Here is an 18,996-nt window from a genome sequence, read left to right as displayed (position 1 = left end):
GTAAGCGATGTTCGAGCCGTACTATTTCTCGGATGGGTCCCTGTCGGAGCTGGCCGACATGAATCGCGACCGCTTTCGCACCGCCGATCCATTTTCCCACGTCGTTCTTGATGATTTCCTTCCCGAGTGGGTCCTGGAAAATGTCGTGGCGGAGTTCCCCCAGCCTGACGAGGTCCCCTGGAAGCGGTTCGACAAGACGACCTCGAAGAAGCTGGCAAGTGAAGGAGACGAATTCTTCGGAGAGTTCACCCGGCACCTGCTCGCACAGTTCAACTCGTCTGTGTTTCTTCGATTTCTCGAGCGGCTCACCGGAATCGACGGCCTCGTGGGGGACCCGTATTTCGAGGGCGGAGGCCTGCATCAGATCGAGCGGGGCGGGTTCCTCAAGGTGCACGCGGACTTCAACCGGCACGCCAAACTGCGCCTTGACCGCCGCCTGAATGCCATCGCCTATCTGAACAGGGACTGGCAGGAGTCCTACGGGGGAGCCCTGGAGCTGTGGGATCGGAAGATGACACATCCTGTGGCGGAAGTCCTTCCCGTGTTCAACCGCTTCGTCGTCTTCGCCACCACCGACTTCGCCTACCACGGCCACCCGGAACCGCTGAACTGCCCGCCTGACCGGACCCGGCGCTCGCTTGCGCTCTACTACTACACGAACGGCCGTCCGCCCGAAGAGCACAGCTCTGAGCACAACACCCTCTACCAGAGGCGGCCGGGCGAACGTCAGGGGCGCGCGCGCAGAGCTGTGGAGCGTGTGACCCCGCCGGTTCTGCTGGACGCCGCGAGGCACGTACAGCGACGGGTGCACTCCCGCTAGCTACAGCAGTTCGGCGCCCGATCGGGTGCAGCCCCGTGCGTCCAGGGTGAGCGGCGCGGCGGCCACGATGGCGTCCAGGTCGTAGCTCGTGTGGGCCTGGAGCAGGATGGTGAGGTCGGCCGCCGCCGCTGCCCGCACGATGCTCGTTGTCCGGCCCACCGGCTCACCGTCCACGGTGAACCGATCCACGTACGGGTCGTGGTAGACGAGGTCCGCCGACTCGGCCCGCAGCCCCCGCACGATCGGGCGTGCCGGCGTCTCCCGCAGATCGGAGACGTCCGCCTTGTACGTCACTCCGGCCAGCAGAACGGTTGCCCCCTTGAGCGGTTTACCGATGCCGCTCAGCACCTCGGCGGCGCGCCGGACCACGTAGTCGGGCATGGCCCGGTTGATCTCCTGTGCCAGTTCGACCAGTCGCACCGCGGTGCTGGCTGCGTGCGCCTGGTGGATCAGGTAGTTCGGGTCGACAGGGATGCAGTGCCCCCCGACGCCCGGCCCGGGGCGGAAGGACTCGAAGCCGAACGGCTTCGTGGCCGCGCACGCGATCGCGTCCCACAGGTCGACGTCCATATCATGGGCGACCATGGCGAGTTCGTTCACCAGCGCGATGTTGACATTCCGGTAGGTGTTCTCGAGCAGCTTGGCCATCTCCGCCTCACGGGTGCCCTTGGCCAGCACCACTCTGTCGCAGACCTTGCCGTAGAAGGTCGCGGCGGCCTGGGAGCAGCCGGGTGTGAGACCTCCCACCACCTTGGGTGTGTTGCGCAGCCCGAAGCCCTTGTTGCCCGGGTCGATCCGCTCGGGGGAGAAGGCCAGGTTGAAGTCGCCACCGGCGGTCAGCCCCGTGGCCTGCTCCAGGATCGGGCGCACCACCTCGTCGGTCGTGCCCGGGTACGTTGTCGACTCCAGCACCACGAGCATGCCCCGGCCGACGTGCGGGGCAAGCGTCCCGGTGGCCAGACGGACCGGCGCGAGGTCAGGGGTACCGTCGGCGTGCAGTGGCGTCGGTACGCAGATCACCACCACCTGTGCGGTGCCCAGCACGGACGCTTCGGCGGTGGCAGTGAAACCGGCGGCGAGCATGGCCCGCACATCGGCGTCGGACACGTCGTCCACGTGCGACTGGCCGGCGTTGAGTCCCGCCACCACACGCTGGTTCACGTCGTACCCGGCCACGCGCAGTCCGACCGCGGCCGACTCCCGGGCCAGCGGCAGCCCGACGTAGCCGAGCCCAATCACAGCGAGGTCTATCATCTGGACTCCTTGTGCCCGGCGCCCACGGCATCGCGGACGCTTCCGTGTCGGTCGGCCGCCACTGCCGCGATCATTTGGTCGAGGCTCGTCCGCGGCCGGAATCCGATCAGTTCGCGAGCCCTGGTCGTGTCGGGCATCCGGCGCGCCATGTCCTCGAAGCCGGGCCCGTACGCCCGCTCGTACGGGATGTGCACTACCGGGCTGTCCGACCCGGTGATACGCAGTACACGGTCTGCGAGTTCTCGGACGGACACCTCCTCGGTGCCGCCCAGGTTGAACACCTGGCCGTACGCGCGTTCGTCCATCACCAGCGCCGCCAGTGCAGGGACGATGTCACCGACCGAGCAGAAGCACCGCCGCTGGGTGCCGTCGCCGTAGACGGTGAGTGGCCGACCAGCCAGTGCCTGCCCGACGAGCGTCGGTACGACCATGCCGTAGCGACCGGTCTGCCGGGGCCCGACGACATTGAACGGCCGCACCATGACGGCCCTTAGGGCGTGCTCGCGCCAGAAGCAGTACGCCATCAGCTCGTCCAGCCCCTTGGCAGCGGCGTACGACCAGCGGCTCTTGAGCGGCGAGCCGAGGACCCGGTCGTCGTCCTCGTTGAGGCTGTCCTTGGCGTTCTTGCCGTACACCTCGGACGATGAGGCGAGCAGCAGCCGCGCCCCATGGCGCCGGGCGGCCTCCAGTACGGTCTCGGTGCCCAGCAGGTTCATGCGCAGTGACTCCAACGGCTGGTTCACGATGGTTTGCACGCCGACCGCGGCGGCCAGGTGGAAGACGATGTCGCAGTGGTTCGTCGCCCGCTCCACCGTGGCCTCGTCGAGGATCGAGCCCCGCACAGTGGTCACGGCGTCGGCCACCCGCGCGAGGTTCGCCGCCGAACCGGTGCTGAAGTCGTCGAGCACCACCACGTCATGGCCCAGGGCGAGCAAGTGATCGACCAGGTGCGAGCCGATGAATCCGGCGCCGCCGGTGACGAGTGTCCTCATGCCGACCGCCTCTTTCCACACGCCACACGCACACGTCCTTGGTCTGCGCCCTGCCGTACCGGGGTGGTTCCGGGCAGGGGCCGGAACTGTCGTCGGCCGGCACGAAGCCAGCGCAGGAACGCCCACTGGACGGCGAGCGCGGCCCGCAGTTCCACGCGTTGTCCCCGCAGCGCCGCCCCCACCAGCCGTGCGACCGGTTCCACGGACAGGCTCAAACCCGTCAGCAGCCATGCCTGGGGCTTCGTCCAGTGCTGGAACATGTAACAGGTGCGGCTGCACAGCAGTAGGTACTGTCGCCACGGCCCGAGTTGGACCGAACTCACCTGCCCGGCGTGATAGACCCGCGCTTCGCCGATGTGGAACGAGGGCCAGTTCAGCCGACTTGCCCGCAAGGCGAAGTCGACCTCTTCCAGATACAGGAAGTAGCGCTCGTCGAAGCCGTTCAGTTCCGTGAAAAGGGGCCGACGCACAAGGAAGTACGCGCCGATCACCTGGTCGACAGGGCCCGAACGAGGCAATTCCTCGGGTCGCAGGTGGTGGGGCGGAAAAAGTGCGGGCACCAGCCGGTCGAGCCCGGTCATCCTGCCGACGTAGATGCGCGGGCTGGGGAACCTCGAGCAGGAGATCTGCGGGCGCCCGTCCTCGTCCACCATGCGTGCCCCGAAGATCCCGAAGCTCTCCGCGCCCGGTGTCCGCAGATACTCACCAGTGACCCGCAAGGCGTCGGGATACAGCTCGGTGTCCGGGTTCAGGAAGAGCAGGAAGTCGGAGTCGCAGAGCGCCGCTCCCTGGTTGCAGGCGGCAGCGAAGCCCCGGTTGTCCGTGTTCCGCACCACCTGGAGCGGGAGTCCGGGGACATGAAGGCAGCGGTCCGAGCCGTCACTCGACGCGTTGTCGACGACCACCACCTCGCCGACGCGGAGCACCGACTGGTCGGCTCGGGCGATGGAGTGCAGACAGTTACGGAGAGAGCGTCCGGCGTTCCAGTTGACGATCACGACATCGACGGTCAGGGGGCGCTCGTCTGTCATGGCGCACTCCCCGTCCGACCGGACGACTCGTACGGGACCGCCAAGGAGGTTTCGGGCTCAGGCCGCCGGAGCGATCCGTCCAGCAACCGCCGAAGCGGCTCCAGGGTCCGGTTCCAGTCCAGCTGCCGCGCCTGTTCGTAAGCCTCGTCACCGACCGCACGCCAGCGTGTCTCGTGGCTCAACGTGTCGATGACGGTGGTGAAGTCCTCCTCGGTGTAGGGCACCGATCCGCGCAGCAGATCGAGGTGGCGCCGCCATGCCGGGACCAGGACGGGGAGCCCGTACGCCAGATAGTGCAGATGCTTGGCGGAGAAGCCCTCTTCACGGATCGGGTCCCGCGTGCAGGTGATCAGCCCGAACTGGTACTCGCGCAGGACGTCGGGAGAGGCGTAGCCACGGTAGCGGAGCCCGAGGGACGGGTCCGGCGGAGGTCCGCCGTAGACGTCGATGTGCGGGTACAGCCGGCACAGCCGTGCGAGCAGAGGGACATTGATGAATTGCCCACTGAGCGAACCGAGGTAGACCACACGCGGCGGACGGGCGAAATGCGCCCGGTCGGCCGAGGGCGTACAACCCCAGTTGAGCTGAAGGAAGTTGTCCCCGCTGATCCCGTACTGGGCCTTGGCATACCGGCCGTAGGTCTCCCAGGAGAACGACAGGTGCTCCATGCCGTCGAGGAAGTCCTTCTCCCAGCGGCGGAACCTCCTGTGCTGCCGTACGGTGAGCCGGCCCTCGTGGAGTACCTCGTCGGCCCACGGGTTGGGGCAGTCGTAGAGAGTCTCGGCCGACGTCCCTGTCGTCAGCACACCCGCGTCGTAGGGGGTCGCGCAGAGGACGAGGTCGAAGTCGTCAAGTGGGAGATCGGCTTCGAGAATGCGCCGACGCAGGCGGTGGTCCGTCAGCAGGACGTAGTAGGAGAGGTGACGTCGCCCGAAAGCCCACCGTCGGGTGAGCACCTTGGACGCGACGTCGTTCGCGTACAGCGCCAGCTTGCTGGGACGCGGGGACCCCGGGAGCATCCGCCCGAGGGAGCCGCGGGTGCTGGATGCGCGCGCCAGGCAGTGGGTGTCCACCAGGTGTACGTCGTGCCCCTGCTCCCGCAGGAACCGTTCGATGGCCAGCGGCCTGACGCTGTTCGCGTAGCCGTCGAGCTGAGCGACGATCAGGACGCGTTTGGGGCGTCGGCCACCGGGCCTTTCCGAGGTCGTTCCGGTCATGATGTCTCCTCCTTCACAGGCACGTTCGCCGGCGTACGGGGACCTTGTGTGAGTTGGCGGGCGACGAGTGGCCACGCGACGCCCAGGCCGACGAGGACGGGGAGGCCCGCCAGCAGCAGTGGCAACGCGCCGTGCCACCCCAGCCGCAGTACCAGAAGCTCCCCGAGACCGGCCGTGATCACCGCCAGCCCGGTCGCCGGCACCCATCGCTTCGGCAGACGCTGCTCGTGCAGATCCGCCAGCCGTCGGCACAGGACGACGAAGTACAGGGAGCCGGTCATGAGGCCGATCGAGGTGGCGAGGACGACGCCGACGACGCCGAACAGCATGGTCAGCGGCACCGTGAGGGCAAGGTTCACCACCGTCGCGCACCAGGAGTAGCGGGTCTCGAGCCCGGGCCGGCCGACCGCTCGGACAAAGCAGGTCCGCATGCCGGTGAACGCCACCTGCACGGCGTATCCGGCCAGCAGTACGGCAGCCACGGCGCCGCCGAGGGCGAGCCCGGTGCCCAGCCACACCTGGACCGCCAAGCCCACCGCCATGGTCGTCACCGCGCCGTAGGTGAGGACCGCGGGCAGCCAGCAGGACTGCAGGACGTGGAACTCCCGCGCGGCTCCGGCGAGCCCTCGGGCGACGTAGACGTGCGTCATTCGGGTGAGAATCGGGGGGAAGGCATACAGCGGCAGACTGCGCAGGGCGGTCGCCGCCTGGTACCCGGCGGCGTAGATGCCCACGTACCGCACCGGCAGCAGCGCGGCGATCACCAGAGCATCGATCTCTCCGTTGAGGAAGACGGTGAATCCCGACAACTGCATGCGGGAGGCGTAACCGACGAATTCGCGTCGCTCGATCGGCAGTGGCAGCATCGGTCGCCGGATGCGAAAGTGCCGTGCCGCCGCGCAGAAGCCGCCGGCCGTCACCAGCACGTACCTGATCGTGGTCAGCGCAGCGAGCAGCAGCAGGTCCTGCCCACCGTCGACGACCACCACCACGGCGACGGCATAGGTCAGACACGATCCTGCGCTGACGGCCGCCAGGCTGCGGAAGCGGGCGTTCGCCTGGAGCAGCGCGATGGCGGAGTTGGAGAGCAACGCCAGGGTGAGGAGTGGGCCGAGGGCCAGCAGCAGTTGCTCGGCCTCCTCCGTCAGTCGTGGTGGAACGTCCAGGGCAGCCACGACGGCGGGGCCGGTCAGCGCGCTGAGCCCGGTGACGAGCGCGCCCAGCCCGAGGAAGACCGCCACCGACCCGACGACCAGTCGCCCCGTGCCGTCTCGGTCGCAGCGAGCACCGTGGCGGGCGTAGAAGCGCGCGAGTGACGCGCCGACTCCACCGTCCAGCACGGTGAGGGTGGCCAGGAAGACCAGGATCAGTGCCCAGACGCCGAACCGGTCGAGCCCCAGCCGACCGAGCAGGTAAGGCGTCAGCGCCAGGTTGGTGAGCAGCGGCGCGATCTGCGCCAGTGCGCTGAAGCCCATGCCGGAGAAGAGAGCCCGGGCCGGAGCGCCGGACACGGTTCCGCACGTGCCGGCCTGTTCCGCGTCCCCGGCCGTGTTCGGCGTGGTCGGCAGGCCCAGGAATCGCTTCGCGTAGTGACGGCGGCGCACGGGATCGCCTCATTTTCCGATGCCGAGCGGGTGTCCAGTCACGACCGCGAGGCACAGCCTCCGCAAACTCTCCCGGTCGAGAATCAGGACGTACTGGCCGTTGATCAGGTCCGACCGGACGATCGGCGCGGTGGTGAAGTATGCGTCCGCGGACTCCAGGCGACGCAGGCCGAACACGAGGTCGCGCAGGTCGCTGTTGGACAGCCGGTCGTCCACGCTCACAGTTCCGGTGATCGCTTCGAGCATCCGGTCGACCTTCAGCGGGTTGGTGATGCTCACGTCGCCGCGGATCTCGCCGACGAGAGCCCGCAGGAACTGCTGCTGCCGTTTGATCCGGTCCAGCTCTCCGCCGGGCAGGCCGTGCCGCTGTCGAACGTAGGAGAGCGCCTCCTCGCCGTTCATGGTGCGGGTCCCCGCCTTGAAGTGCCGTCCCTGCTGTGGGTCATAGGAGTTCTCGCGCACGGTGATCGGCACGCCGCCGACAGCATCGGTGAGCGACCTGAAGCCGTGCCAGTCGATGACGGCGAAGTGGTCGATCCTCACTCCGGTGAGCTGCTCGACCGTCTGGATGAGGAGGGGCGGGCCGCCCCAGGAGAACGCGGCGTTGATCTTCGCGGATCCGCGTCCGGGGATGGGCACCCAGCTGTCGCGTGGTATCGACACCGTGTACGACGCATGCTTGCCGGTGTCGAGATGCACCAGCATCAGGGTGTCGCTGCGCTGGGCGCCGACCTTCCACAGGTCGGCTGTGGCGTCGTCCCCGGTGGTCGGCCTGGCGGAGCGGCTGTCGACACCGGCCAGCAGGAAAGTGTTGCCGTCGCTGCTCTCGGGCCGCGGGCCGTCCGGGAAGGCGTGGGGTATCCGAGTGACCTGGTCACCGTAGTGGTCGGTGGCCCACCATATGCCGCCTACACCGAGCCCCAGCAGTCCGATCACAGCAACCACCAGGCATATCAGCAGGCGGCGCAGCAGCCGACGGCGTGGTCGGCCGGCTGTCCCGAGGGCCTGCCTCGGTGTCCACTGGTGCCACTGGCGGCGCGCGGACATCAGAGTCCCTCCGAGTATGGGCGGGCCATGGCGGTGCGTGGCCGCGACGTCCGGTTCCCGACTCCTGGCAGACCACCGGGCGGTGTGAGAGCGGTGCGCTGGAAGTACGGCATGCAGTGCATGGGGACGAAGTGGACGGAGGTACCGATGCCGTGCCCCACCGGCCGGTCGATCTGTTCGTCACGGCCGGGCCCGTACTCCTGCAGCACTCGCACCACGTCAGTGCTGGGCACACCCTTCAGGGCGGGCCGGGGACGACCGACGGATTCCCGCCCGGGTCGCAGACGGTGGAATGTCATTTCTCGCTCCCGGTCTGGGCTCGCTCGGGGCCATGTCCCCATATCTACAGATAACGTATATTTACGTCGTATACGTACACTCTGGCCCGGTCGGCCTATAGAGTCAACACAGGGACGTGGCGCGGGCCGACCACAGGAGGCTGGGCATGACCAAGGAGCAGGCCAAAGGGCGGGGGAAGGGTGCCGGAGCCAGTCCGGCACGCCGCGCAAGCGACCGCGGCCGCTACGGCCGGCTGAGCCGGGAACGCGTGCTGGCGAGCGCCCTGGAGCTGGTGGACCGGGAGGGCCTCTCGGCGCTGAGCATGCGGCGGCTGGGCGCCGAGCTGGGCGTGGAGGCGATGGCGCTCTACCGGTACGCGGACAGCAAGGACGCCCTCCTGGACGGCCTGGTGGAGGCCCTGTATCTCGAGCTGGAGGAGCGGCTGGCCGCCGAGCCGGGGCCGAGCGCCGAGGCGCCACCCTGGCGCAGTGAGCTCCATCGCATCGCCAGGGCGACATACGACGTCTGCCTCGCGCACCCCCACGCGGTTCCGCTGCTCACCACGCGCATGCTGGCGGTCCCGCTCGCCCAGCGCCCCCTCGTCGTCCTCAGGGACCACGAGAGAGTGCTCGCCCTGCTCCGTGAAGCGGGCCTGGACGAGACCCGTGTCGCCGCCGCGTTCCGCGCCTTCACCGCGTGGCTCCTCGGCTATGTGCCGGCGGAGCTGCGGCCCATGGTGGACAACGCCGACGAGTCGGATCCCGCCTTCCGTCTCGGACTGCACCGTATGCCGCCCCAGGAGCTGCCCACGCTCAGGGAAACCGCCCCCGCGCTCGTCGACCGGGGCGGAGTGGAGGGCCTGGCGGCCGGATTGGACGCACTGCTCGACAGCTTCGCGGAAAACGGGTGAGGGTCGACGCGCAACCGCTCGGCAGGGAATCGACGCGCTGCACGCGGGGGCATTGGCCCGACGCCGCCAGGGCCCCCCGACCGAACGCGCTGTGATTTCAGGCACGCGCGCGTCATGAGATCGCCGGGCCGGCAAGGAACCAAAACCCTTCCACGCCCGGCCGATTCGGCCACCCGGCCATGAGAACGCCCTGCCCCGCGACCACCCCCACACAGGTAAATGATCAAGTTGGGGACAGCTCGACCTTTATGCGAGGCCTGGCGCTTTGGTAACTTCCCGGCAGAGCGCGCCGATTTGGTGCTGATCACTGAAATCGATCCCTACACCCGGAGTACCTGGTTTGTTCCGATCCCGGAGGTCACCGGTGGAGATATTCACCGGCTCCCGCCCTCGCTCCCGCCGGTCGATGTTTGCGCTGGCGTCAATCCCTCTCCTGGCCGCAGCGCGACGCCCTTCCGGCGATATTGTTCGCGTGGCGGACTACGCCACACCTCAGTCTGCGGCCAATGCCGCGGCCAACAAGCGTCTCGTCTTCCCGACAGGGCAGACGTACACGGTCACTTCGCTGTCGATTCCGGCGAACTGCTACGTCGAGGGCAACGGCTCGATCCTGCGATTCCCGGACAACTCCACCACATCAGCCACTCACAGCGACGAAATCCTGCGGGTGAGTGGATCGGGCGTCACGATCGACAACCTCACATTCGACGGGCGTGCGGCATACCAGGGAACCACCTGGTCCCAGTTCCGCCACTGCGTGAAGATCCATGGAAACTTCAGCAACGTGGTGGTCAAGAACTGCCAGTTCAGGAACATCATAGGTGACGGCGCCTATGTGAATATCGGCAGTTCGGCCAGGAACTGCACCATCGGACCGAACAACACGTTCACGTCCGACTACTTCAACCGGAACGGTGTCTCCGTCATCACCGGTACGCAGATCGAGGTGCACAACAACACCTTTGTCAGGTGTTCGCGTGCCGGGATGCCCGGACCCATCGACCTCGAACCCAACTCGCCCACTGAGACCCTGGCCGACGTATTCGTTCACCACAACACGATCGTCGGCGGTTCCACGACCGGTACGGGTACGTTGCCGGGTGTCGCGTACAGCGGGTTCCAGAACGCGGCGGCAAACAACATCAACATCCACGACAACGACATCAGCGGAACCAGATTCACGGATGGCGTCATGATCATCGGAATCAGTGGCGGTCCATTCAACGCTGCGAGGAACCTGAACGTCTTCAGCAACCATATTCACGACATCGGGAATTCGGGCAGGTTCGGCGTCGGCATCAACCACTGCATCGCCGCGAATGTTTACGACAACACGTTCAACGGCATGCAATGGGGAATCTACAACTACAAGGCTGTTCTGGGGGCTTCGACCGGCAACACGTTCACCGGAGTGACAACGCAGATCACCAATGACCAACCGTACCTGGCATGATAACCAGCGGTAGACGCTGAAGAGAGCGTGTCATCGCCGACTTCGTCGCCGCCGATCTACGTGACCGCTACGGGGATTCGAAAAACGCGGCCCGGTTCTTGCCCGCGGTTTTGGCTCGGTACAGGGCGGTGTCGGCGTCCCGCAGCGCTTCTGCCGACGTGGTCGGTCTGGTGATGCTCCGTACTCCGATGCTTGTGGTCACGTGGACCGGATGGGCATGCGCCAGGATGAAGGAGTCTGTGAAGGAGTCGAGGATCCGCAGGGTGTAGTCGTGCAGTGTGCTCGCGTCCACGCCTTCCACCAGGAGCGCGAATTCGTCCCCGCCGAGCCTGGCCACGATGTCCTGCTCGCGGACCCTGCTCGTCAGCCGCCGTGCGACGTCGACGAGCAGTTCGTCGCCGGCCGGGTGCCCCAGCGTGTCGTTGACGTCCTTGAAGCCGTCGAGATCGAGCATCAGCAGTCCGGCGGAGAAAGAGGCGGAGCACCGGCCGAGCGCGGGCTCCAGGCGCTCGTTCAACAGCGCTCGATTGGCCAGACCCGTCAACGGGTCGTGGGTCGCCTGATGGCTCAGCTGCTTCTGGAGCTCTGCCTGCTCCCGCAGTGATGCCGCGAGGTCGTGGGCCTGCGTCCGCGCTTCGGTCGCTCTGCTCTGGGCGTACTGGGCCAGGAACGCCACGCGCAGCACCAGCAGCAGCGACAGACTCGCCATCAGGCCGACGATCACCGTGACCTGCACAGGCTCGTCCCGTATGCCACCGACATCGGCCAGCACGATCGACGGCCCCATCAGAATGAGCGCGATCAGGATCGACAGCCGCCGCCGGGGCATCCTCTCCTGGTCCACCGCCATCTGCGCCGACCGGGCGGCGGACGAGTGCAGCGCCGCCGCCCCCAGCAGGAGGGACGAGACCATCCACCCCACCTCGGACACGTCCTCAGCGATCGCGCTCCCGGTCGTGGCCGACGTCCCGTAGTAGAGGCCGTCGGCAGCAAGCAGGACCACCAGCCATCCGATGCACAGGAGAAACGACGGTGTGCGCGTGCCGGTGGTGAACATCAGCCGCGCGGCCACGGACAACAGCACCAGATCGGTAACGGGATAGACGATGGACACCGCGAGAGGCCAGGCGGACAGCTCGCTGCGCAGGTAGGGCGCAATGATGAACGCCCACGACAGAATGCCGAACCCCAGCGTGACTATTCCCGCGTCCAGCAGCCCCGCCCAGTGCAGGCGGCCTTCCTGCTGCCGGGCCAGCGTCACCAGGCCTGCGGCGAACAACAGATAGCTGCCCAGATAGAGCATGTCGGCCACACCCGGGAAGGGAACCTCGGCGTCGCGGACCTGGTACAGGCCCCAGATCGTGTCCGCCGCCGCGTACGGTGCCATGGCCGCCGCGAACAGGCACCACGGAAGGAATGATGGCGGCCTGTTCCTCATCACTCCCACTGCGATCGCGAAGACAACCGAGGCGGATACCAGTACCGGCAGCATGTAACGCGCGGTGGAGGAGGCGACAAGATAGGTGAGGACCACTGCGGTCCCGGCTGCCATATAGGTCCAGGCCGCCGTATCACGCATATCACGGCGGGAAGGCAACCGGACGTGCACCTTGTTCACAGGCTCTCCTTCCCTCCTCCGGCCCGCACGCGCCCGAGCAGCGGTATGCGGCGGCGGCTCATCCAGGTTCGTGGCCGGGAGGGTGGGAGCGGAGCGTCTCCAGGGTGCGACAGGTACGGTCGAGTTCGACTTGGAGGCGAGGAGCGATATCGGCCAGTGAGGCCGGGGCACCGGCCCGCGCGTGCTCTTCCAGCTCCTGGCAGGAGACGGCGAGGCCCTCGGCTCCCACGTTGCCGGCGGCGCCTTTGAGGCTGTGTGCCAGATCTGCGATCTCCGCGGCGTCGTGGCGGTCCAGTGCGTGGAAGAGTGCGCTGGTCATCTCGGGGGCACGGGCGAGGAAGTGGTCCACCAGCCGGTCCACCAGTTCGTGCTCGGCCGGGGTGCCGGCGCCGCGTAGTTCGTTCAGCCGCTGCTCGATGGAGGCGCGCCGGTCCTCGTTGTCCGTCTGTGCGGGGGTGGGGTGGACCCAGTGGTTGAGGGCTTGTTCCAGCTCGTCGGCGGTTACGGGTTCGCAGACGTAGTCGTCCATGCCCGCGGCCAGGCACAGTTCCCGGTCCTCGGCAAGGGCGCGGGCAGTCATGGCGATCACCGGCAGGTGACCGCCGTTGTCCCGTTCCCGGCGGCGCAGTTCCCGGGTGGCGCTGTAGCCGTCCATCCGGGGCATCCGACAGTCCATGAGCACGGCCTGATAGCTGTGTTCCTCAATCATGCGCAGGGCCTGGATGCCGTCGGCGGCGGTGTCCGCGCTGTAGCCGAGCCGGGTGAGCATGCCCTGGGCGACCATCTGGTTGATCTCGTTGTCATCGACCAGCAGGAGATGGCCTCGGTGGGCGGTCGGGTAAGTAGTGGGCACGGGTGCTGCCGTGGCCACCGGCCATGTCCGGGTGGTGAGTTCGACCAGGGAGTCCAGGAGCTGGGACTGGTGGACGGGCTTGAGCAGGCTGCGGGCGATCCCGGCCGCCTGCAGCTCGGCTATGGGCGGCGGGGTGCCGGAGGTGAGCAGCAACAGCCGTACGCGGGCGAAGTTCTGGTCGGTGGTGATCCGGCGGGCGAGTTCCAGTCCGTCCATGTCAGGCATATACATGTCCAACAGGGCCAGCGCGAAGGGACGGCCCGCGGCCTCCGCCTCGTGCAGGGCCACCAGGGCCTGGGGGCCGTCGGCGACCATGGTCGGCTGGATGTGCCATCTGCGCAGCTGCGTGTCGAGGATCAGCCGGTTGGTGTCGTTGTCGTCGACGACCAGGGCCCGCAGCCCGCGAAGGATGTCGGGGTGCGGTGGGGCCGGGGGTTGCTCGGGGGTGTCGGGTGCGCGTACCGGCACGGAGAAGAAGAAGGTGCTGCCCTGGCCGGGCCGGCTGGTGACGTCGAGGGAGCCGCCCATGGCCTCGATGAGTCTGCGGCAGATGGCCAGGCCCATACCGGTGCCCCCGAAGCGGCGGGTGGTGGAGGCGTCAGCCTGGGAGAAGGCGTCGAACATCCGCTCCTGGTCTGCCGCGGCGATGCCGATGCCGGTGTCGGCCACCTCGAATCGCAGCCACGGCGCCTGCTCTGCGGGTGGCCGGGACGGGGCCGGGCGGGCACGGAGCAGGACCTCTCCGGACGGGGTGAACTTCACCGCGTTGGACGTCAGATTGAGCAGGATCTGCCGCAGCCGACCGGCGTCCCCGAGCACCAGCGCGGGCAGGTCGGGACGGCAGTCGCAGAGCAGTTCCAGACCCTCTGCCTGGGCGGTCTGCGCCACCAGCGAGACGACTTCCTCCATCAGCACCTGCGGACTGAAGGCGACCTCCTGCAGTTCGAGCTTGCCCGCCTCCAGCTTGGAGAAGTCCAGGATGCCGTCGATCAGCGACAGCAGCGCCGTGCCGGCGGCCCGGACGCCCTCCGTGTAGCGGCTCTGCTCGGCATCCAGTTCGGTGCCCAGCAGCAGGTCGCTCAGCCCGATGACGCCGTTGATGGGAGTGCGGATCTCGTGGCTCATGGAGGCGACGAACTGCGACTTCGCCCGGGATGCGGCGATCGCGTGGTCGCGGGCCTCCGCCAGGGCGGCCTCGGTCTGCTTGCGCTCGCTGATGTCCCGGATGAAGGCGTTGAAGCAGCGCGCCTTCGCCGACTTCAGCCGCCACACCGCCACTTCGACCGGGATCTCGTGGCCGTCGTGATGCAGGGCGGTGAACTCGATCTGACGACCCAGCACATGAGCCTCCCCGCCGGCCAGCACCCTCTGCAGACCGGCCAGGTGCGCGGCGTGGTACCGCTCAGGAATGATCGTCTCCGTCAGCGGACGGCCGATCGTCTCGCGGTGGCTGAATCCGAACAGCCTCTCGGCGCTCAGGTTCCAGTCGATGACCAGGCCGTCCTCGTCGATGGAGACGAAGGCGTCCCGGGCGGTCTCGATGACCGAACGTGCCTGATCCTGCAACAGCCGCAGTGCTTCCTCCCTGCGCCGCTGGCCCTCCGCCTCACGGACGAACCCGCGTACTTCGAACGGTTCGCCTGCGGGGTCCCGCACCACCCAGGACGTCAACTCCGTCCACACCCAGTGCCTGTCTGCATGCCGCACACGCAGACACACCGCCACCCGGCCGTCGCGGAGCAGATCCCGCTCCGCCCACTCGAATTCCTCCGCATCGCCCGGATGGACCCAGGACTCCACCGGCGTCCCCACGATCTCCTCGGCCGGCCGACCGAGCATTGCCTGCGCCCCGGCGGACACCTCCCGGTAGACGCCCTCCACCGTCCGGCGGAAGACCATGTCCGGAGAGTTCTTCAGCAGCAGCCGAAACCGCTCCTCGTCGTCGTCCGCATATTGCCTGGGCGTGGCCGTGGGCTCCGGTTCCATCGTCCGCCTCCACATGTCAGGGCCGACCACAATGCGCGGCGCGGCCGGGACCATCGCCAGACCGGTCGCGACGGTTTCCGTGCGGCGTGCGATGACAGAGATCAAGCGATCCGTTCGTCGGACATTTCCAGCAAAGAATGAACCACTGAAGATCGCAAATCGAGGGAGCGGACGCCCAAAGTCGCGGTCGGGCTGCGGCATTGGGGTGGCCCGGTTGCCGGGCGCCGTCGTGCTCATGGCTTTCCGTGCCAGCCTTCTGACGGCCATTCAGTTTCCCGGTGCAACGCCAAGCCGTCGCCCCGGGCCGTCACGGCGTACCTGTGCGCGTCCACCTTCAGCCTGCGGCAACGCCGTTCAGGCCGAGCCCGCCGCACCGTCCGTACCGGTGAGCGGCAGCCAGGCGGTGATCGTGGTGCCCCGGCCCTCTTCGGAGCGCACCGCCGTGCGGCCGCCGTGGTTCGCCACGATCGTGTGCACGATCGTCAGCCCCAGACCGGTTCCCGGGATGGCCTGCTCGGTGGCGTTCGAGGCGCGGAAGAACCGCTGGAAGAGCTTTTCCTGCTCGGCAGCGGGGATGCCGATGCCGGTGTCGCTCACGCGCAGGACCGCCTCCCCGTCCTGCGCGTCGGCTCGCACACTGACCTTCCCGCCGCCGCGGGTGAATTTCACCGCGTTGGAAAGCAGGTTCATCAGGACCCGGTCGAGTTGTTCGCCGTCCGCCTCCAGGACCAGCGGCTGCTCGGGGCACCGCGTCTCCAGTGAGACCGAGGCGGCCTCGGCGGCCGGTCTGATCGCGTCGACCGCCGAGGCCACCAGCCGTCGCAGGTCGACCGGCGCCTTCCGGGAGGTGAACGCTCCCGACTCGATCCTGGAGAGCGTGAGCAGGTCCTCGATCAGCGCCCGCAGCCGGTTGGCGTTGCGGTCGACGACGTCCAGCATGTGCAGATGGGACGGGGAGAGCGAACCGGCGTCGTCGTCCTTCAGCAGCTCGATGTATCCCACGATGCTGGTCAGCGGTGTGCGCAGCTCATGGGAGACGGTGGACAGGAAGTCGCTCTTGGCCTTGTCCAGGGCGCGCAGCTTGTCCACCAGACCCGACTCCTTCTCGTAGAGAAGGGCGGTGTGCAGCGCCCGGCCGACGCCGCTGGCCATGGACTCGGCGATCTCGATGTCCACCGGACGCCAGGGGCGGTCGGCGCTGGTACGGGCCACGGACACGGCACCGATCGGTTCCTCCCCCACCCCTATGGGGGTGATCACCGCCGAGTCCAGGCCCAGCGCCGCCGCGGCGGCACGGTTCCCGGACGGCATACCCGTCTTCCCGAAGGAACCGGGGGCACCCGGTATGGGCCTGGTGCGGGACAAGTACTGGGGCAGGTCGGTCGCCAGCCAGACCGTTCCCCGCCGGTAGTGATCGCTGACCACGTCGGCCGGGAGCGTCGGGATGCGTCTGCGCTCCTCGTCGGGCAGCAGGCCCCGCTCTGCGGACCATACCCGGGCCACGGGAAACTCGGAGCCGCCGTTCTCGGCGAGCAGGATGAAGACGTAGTCGGCGGCCAGGACCTCGCCGATGCCGCTGCACGCCGCGTCGAGGACATAGTCGACATCGAGGCGGCCCCTGATCCGGATCCCGGTCTTCCTCGCGGCCTTCGACAGTCGTTGCCGTTCCTCCTCGACCGCGCGCAGCCGCTCACGCTCGTCCGCGAACAGGTTGACCGACCGCGCCACGGCTCTGATCTCCTCCGGCCCGTCCTCCTCGGCCCGCGCCGAGTGCTCCCCCGCGGTGAGCCGGTCGAGCGTCCGCTCGGTGCTCCGCAGCGGCCCGGTCAGGGCGCGCACGGTGTGCACCGACGTGTACACAGCCACGGCGAGGGCGGCGACCAGCGCGGCGCCGAGCCCGGCGACGCCCGCCCGGACCACCGTGTCGGCGTGCCCCTCCTGACGCTGCTCCTCTTCGTTCAGCTGGTCGTTCAGGCTGGAGTTGGTCACCTCGAAGGCGTCGAAACGCCGGGTGGCCTCACGGGTGAGCGAGACGGCCTGCGCGCTTCCCGGAGTGGCGTACTCCTGTTCGTCGGCTATACGCAGATATGCCTCGAGCTGCCGCTGCTGCGTCGCGAGATCGTCTTCGTCCGCGACCTCGTGCCCACGGAGGTCGTCGATGACCGACGGAATGCCGTCCCGGGCCGCGCGGAAGGCGGCCAGCTCGCTCTGGTCACCGGTGACCAGATAGCCCCGCATCGAACGCTGCGCGCTGACACCCGCGTTGAACAGGCGCAGATTGTCGTCCTCGGCGTGGCGGAGGCGTTCGCTGACCCCGTCGCGCCGGCTCTCCAGCGCCAGCGCGCCGATCAGTGTGCCCGCTCCGCACAGGGCGATCAGAAGGGTCAGCAGTCCGAACGTGAGGCCGAGCCGGTGCGCCACCCGGCCGCCGCGCCGTCCCGAAGCACCGCTCATGCACGATCACCTCCGCTCTGCCTCACCTGGTCGGGAGAGTCGAATCCCGCACGGGTCATGGCACCCCACACCTGGGGAGCCCCGCGCAACGCGTCCCACATGCCGCGCAGCCGCCACCACGCCGTCAGCTGGCGGTATCCGATGTTCTCGGCGACCACCCCGACGAGGCCTCCCCAGACGTCCCGCCACCGCGTGAACCGGTGGAAGGCGTACTCCTCCACCGCGACCGACACCATGCCGACGACGACGGCGTAGACGTAGGCGGCGAGCAGGAAGCGCCAGAGGAAGTCCGCGTTCACCGCGCCGATCAGTACGCCCACCGGCACGAGAACCAGTCCCGCGAGCTCCACCAGCGGTGCCAGCAGTTCGAAGACCACGTAGAAGGGCAGTGCCAGCAGGCCGATGCGGCCGTAGCGGGGGTTACCGATCATGCGGCGATGCTTGAGCAGGATCTCCGTCAGGCCGCGGTGCCAGCGCCGTCGCTGGCGGCCCAGGACCTTCAGTTTCGAGGGCGCCTCGCTCCAGGAGATCGGCTCGGCGACGAAGACGATGCGGTAGTCGCGGCCCTGCTCGCGCAAGTGCTTGTGGAGGCGGATGACCAGCTCGGCGTCCTCGCCGATGCAGTCCGGGTCCATCCCGCCGACCGCCACGACCGCGTCCTTGCGGAAGAGACCGAAGGCCCCGGCGATGATCAGCAGGCTGCCGAGCTTGGACCATCCGGTGCGGCCGAGGAGGAAGGCGCGCAGATACTCGACGACCTGAACGCGTCCGAGCAGGTCCGGGGGTACACGCGCCTCGACCACCCGGCCCGCCACTACCGTGCAGCCGTTGGCGAGGCCGACCACTCCCCCGGAGGCGACCACCCGCAGCGGGTCGTCGCAGAACGGTTTGACCACCGAGAGCAGCGCCTGGGAGTCGAGGATCGAGTCGGCGTCCACCATGCACAGCAGCGGATAGCGCGCCACATTGATTCCTACGTTGAGCGCGTCGGCCTTGCCGCCGTTGGCCTTGCGGGCCACCACCAGGCGCACCGGGCCGCCCCTGGGCAGATGGACGGAGATGACCCTGCCACGTACGGGGACGTCGTCGGGCACCACGTACTCCACCTCGGCGAGGTCGAAGGCGTCCCGCAGGGCGTCCAGTGTGCCGTCGGTGGAGCCGTCGTCGACGACGACGACCTCGAACTCCGGGTACTGCAGCAGCAGCATGGCCCGTACCGCTTCGACGATGCCGACCGCTTCGTTGTGCGCGGGCATGATCACCGAGACAGGTGGGGTGAAGGGGCTGGTGGCGGCCTCTTCATGGCCCGCGAAGGGGGCCCTGCGCAGAGTTCTGACGAACTCCCCGAGCGCGAGGAGGATCAGCACCAGATAACTGGTGTTGATGGCCAGGAAGTACACGATCACCACGCTGTCGCACACGGTGATCAGCGTGTGCGCCGCGCCCAGCAGCGATGCCCACGGTTCGCCTGCTGCCAT

The 18,996-nt window shown here is 68.1% G+C and carries 14 protein-coding genes; 3 read left to right on the top strand and 11 right to left on the bottom strand.

Annotated features, from left to right (window positions below; all coding sequences use genetic code 11):
- Positions 1 to 7 precede the first annotated feature (7 nt).
- Positions 8 to 820, top strand: a complete 813-nt coding sequence (locus PV396_RS07620) for a 2OG-Fe(II) oxygenase (RefSeq protein ID WP_319201710.1) — start codon at positions 8 to 10, stop codon at positions 818 to 820.
- Here the strand turns inward: PV396_RS07620 and PV396_RS07615 are convergent, their stop codons facing one another.
- The 7 genes from PV396_RS07615 to PV396_RS07585 are packed head-to-tail and all read right to left on the bottom strand — an operon-like array spanning position 821 to position 8,198.
- Positions 821 to 2,074, bottom strand: a complete 1,254-nt coding sequence (locus tag PV396_RS07615) for a nucleotide sugar dehydrogenase (protein ID WP_319201708.1) — start codon at positions 2,072 to 2,074, stop codon at positions 821 to 823.
- Complete coding sequence (locus PV396_RS07610; protein WP_319201706.1) at positions 2,071 to 3,066, bottom strand: NAD-dependent epimerase/dehydratase family protein; 996 nt, start codon at positions 3,064 to 3,066, stop codon at positions 2,071 to 2,073. The genes PV396_RS07615 and PV396_RS07610 overlap by 4 nt, the downstream gene beginning before the upstream one ends.
- Positions 3,063 to 4,097, bottom strand: coding sequence for a glycosyltransferase family 2 protein (locus PV396_RS07605; RefSeq protein ID WP_319201704.1), 1,035 nt, complete (start codon positions 4,095 to 4,097; stop codon positions 3,063 to 3,065). The genes PV396_RS07610 and PV396_RS07605 overlap by 4 nt, the downstream gene beginning before the upstream one ends.
- Entirely contained in the window at positions 4,094 to 5,314 is a 1,221-nt protein-coding gene (locus PV396_RS07600) for a hypothetical protein (RefSeq protein ID WP_319201702.1), read from the bottom strand. Before PV396_RS07600 ends, PV396_RS07605 begins: the two co-directional genes overlap by 4 nt.
- Entirely contained in the window at positions 5,311 to 6,918 is a 1,608-nt protein-coding gene (locus PV396_RS07595; RefSeq protein WP_319201700.1) for a lipopolysaccharide biosynthesis protein, read from the bottom strand. Before PV396_RS07595 ends, PV396_RS07600 begins: the two co-directional genes overlap by 4 nt.
- Before the next feature lie 9 nt (positions 6,919 to 6,927).
- The gene (locus PV396_RS07590; RefSeq protein WP_319201697.1) at positions 6,928 to 7,965 is read right to left on the bottom strand and encodes an LCP family protein; all 1,038 of its coding nucleotides are present in this window, start codon (positions 7,963 to 7,965) and stop codon (positions 6,928 to 6,930) included.
- Positions 7,965 to 8,198, bottom strand: coding sequence for a hypothetical protein (locus PV396_RS07585; protein ID WP_319201696.1), 234 nt, complete (start codon positions 8,196 to 8,198; stop codon positions 7,965 to 7,967). Before PV396_RS07585 ends, PV396_RS07590 begins: the two co-directional genes overlap by 1 nt.
- Before the next feature lie 212 nt (positions 8,199 to 8,410).
- On the opposite strand from PV396_RS07585, the gene PV396_RS07580 reads away from it, so the two are divergent.
- Positions 8,411 to 9,154 (top strand): TetR/AcrR family transcriptional regulator, encoded by a 744-nt coding sequence (locus PV396_RS07580; protein WP_319201694.1) that lies wholly within the window; start codon positions 8,411 to 8,413, stop codon positions 9,152 to 9,154.
- 472 nt (positions 9,155 to 9,626) lie between these two features.
- Positions 9,627 to 10,607: a hypothetical protein gene (locus tag PV396_RS07575; protein ID WP_319201692.1), complete on the top strand. Its 981-nt coding sequence runs from the start codon at positions 9,627 to 9,629 to the stop codon at positions 10,605 to 10,607.
- A gap of 67 nt (positions 10,608 to 10,674) precedes the next feature.
- On the opposite strand, the gene PV396_RS07570 is transcribed toward PV396_RS07575, so the two are convergent.
- The 4 genes from PV396_RS07570 to PV396_RS07555 all read right to left on the bottom strand — a co-directional run bounded on the left by PV396_RS07570 (position 10,675) and on the right by PV396_RS07555 (position 18,996).
- A complete protein-coding gene (locus PV396_RS07570) occupies positions 10,675 to 11,994 on the bottom strand; it encodes a GGDEF domain-containing protein (protein ID WP_319201690.1) in 1,320 nt (439 codons plus the stop codon).
- Positions 11,995 to 12,283: 289 nt separating this feature from the next.
- Positions 12,284 to 15,064 (bottom strand): response regulator, encoded by a 2,781-nt coding sequence (locus PV396_RS07565; protein ID WP_319201688.1) that lies wholly within the window; start codon positions 15,062 to 15,064, stop codon positions 12,284 to 12,286.
- Positions 15,065 to 15,418: 354 nt separating this feature from the next.
- On the bottom strand, positions 15,419 to 17,518 hold the full coding sequence (locus PV396_RS07560; protein WP_319201686.1) for an ATP-binding protein: 2,100 nt from the start codon (positions 17,516 to 17,518) through the stop codon (positions 15,419 to 15,421).
- On the bottom strand, positions 17,515 to 18,996 hold the full coding sequence (locus PV396_RS07555) for a glycosyltransferase family 2 protein (protein WP_319202298.1): 1,482 nt from the start codon (positions 18,994 to 18,996) through the stop codon (positions 17,515 to 17,517). The genes PV396_RS07560 and PV396_RS07555 overlap by 4 nt, the downstream gene beginning before the upstream one ends.

The organism is Streptomyces sp. ME02-8801-2C (assembly GCF_033793965.1).
Lineage (GTDB): Bacteria > Actinomycetota > Actinomycetes > Streptomycetales > Streptomycetaceae > Streptomyces.
This window is presented reverse-complemented; position numbering and strand designations above follow the sequence as displayed.

What these genes read in the sequence shown, in the direction of transcription:
- PV396_RS07620 (WP_319201710.1), top strand. Translation starts at nt 8, where the DNA reads ATGTTCGAGCCGTACTATTTCTCGGATGGGTCCCTGTCGGAGCTGGCC.
- PV396_RS07615 (WP_319201708.1), bottom strand. Translation starts at nt 2,074, where the DNA reads ATGATAGACCTCGCTGTGATTGGGCTCGGCTACGTCGGGCTGCCGCTG.
- PV396_RS07610 (WP_319201706.1), bottom strand. Translation starts at nt 3,066, where the DNA reads ATGAGGACACTCGTCACCGGCGGCGCCGGATTCATCGGCTCGCACCTG.
- PV396_RS07605 (WP_319201704.1), bottom strand. Translation starts at nt 4,097, where the DNA reads ATGACAGACGAGCGCCCCCTGACCGTCGATGTCGTGATCGTCAACTGG.
- PV396_RS07600 (WP_319201702.1), bottom strand. Translation starts at nt 5,314, where the DNA reads ATGACCGGAACGACCTCGGAAAGGCCCGGTGGCCGACGCCCCAAACGC.
- PV396_RS07590 (WP_319201697.1), bottom strand. Translation starts at nt 7,965, where the DNA reads ATGTCCGCGCGCCGCCAGTGGCACCAGTGGACACCGAGGCAGGCCCTC.
- PV396_RS07580 (WP_319201694.1), top strand. Translation starts at nt 8,411, where the DNA reads ATGACCAAGGAGCAGGCCAAAGGGCGGGGGAAGGGTGCCGGAGCCAGT.
- PV396_RS07570 (WP_319201690.1), bottom strand. Translation starts at nt 11,994, where the DNA reads ATGGCACCGTACGCGGCGGCGGACACGATCTGGGGCCTGTACCAGGTC.
- PV396_RS07565 (WP_319201688.1), bottom strand. Translation starts at nt 15,064, where the DNA reads ATGGAACCGGAGCCCACGGCCACGCCCAGGCAATATGCGGACGACGAC.
- PV396_RS07560 (WP_319201686.1), bottom strand. Translation starts at nt 17,518, where the DNA reads ATGAGCGGTGCTTCGGGACGGCGCGGCGGCCGGGTGGCGCACCGGCTC.
- PV396_RS07555 (WP_319202298.1), bottom strand. Translation starts at nt 18,996, where the DNA reads ATGGCAGCAGGCGAACCGTGGGCATCGCTGCTGGGCGCGGCGCACACG.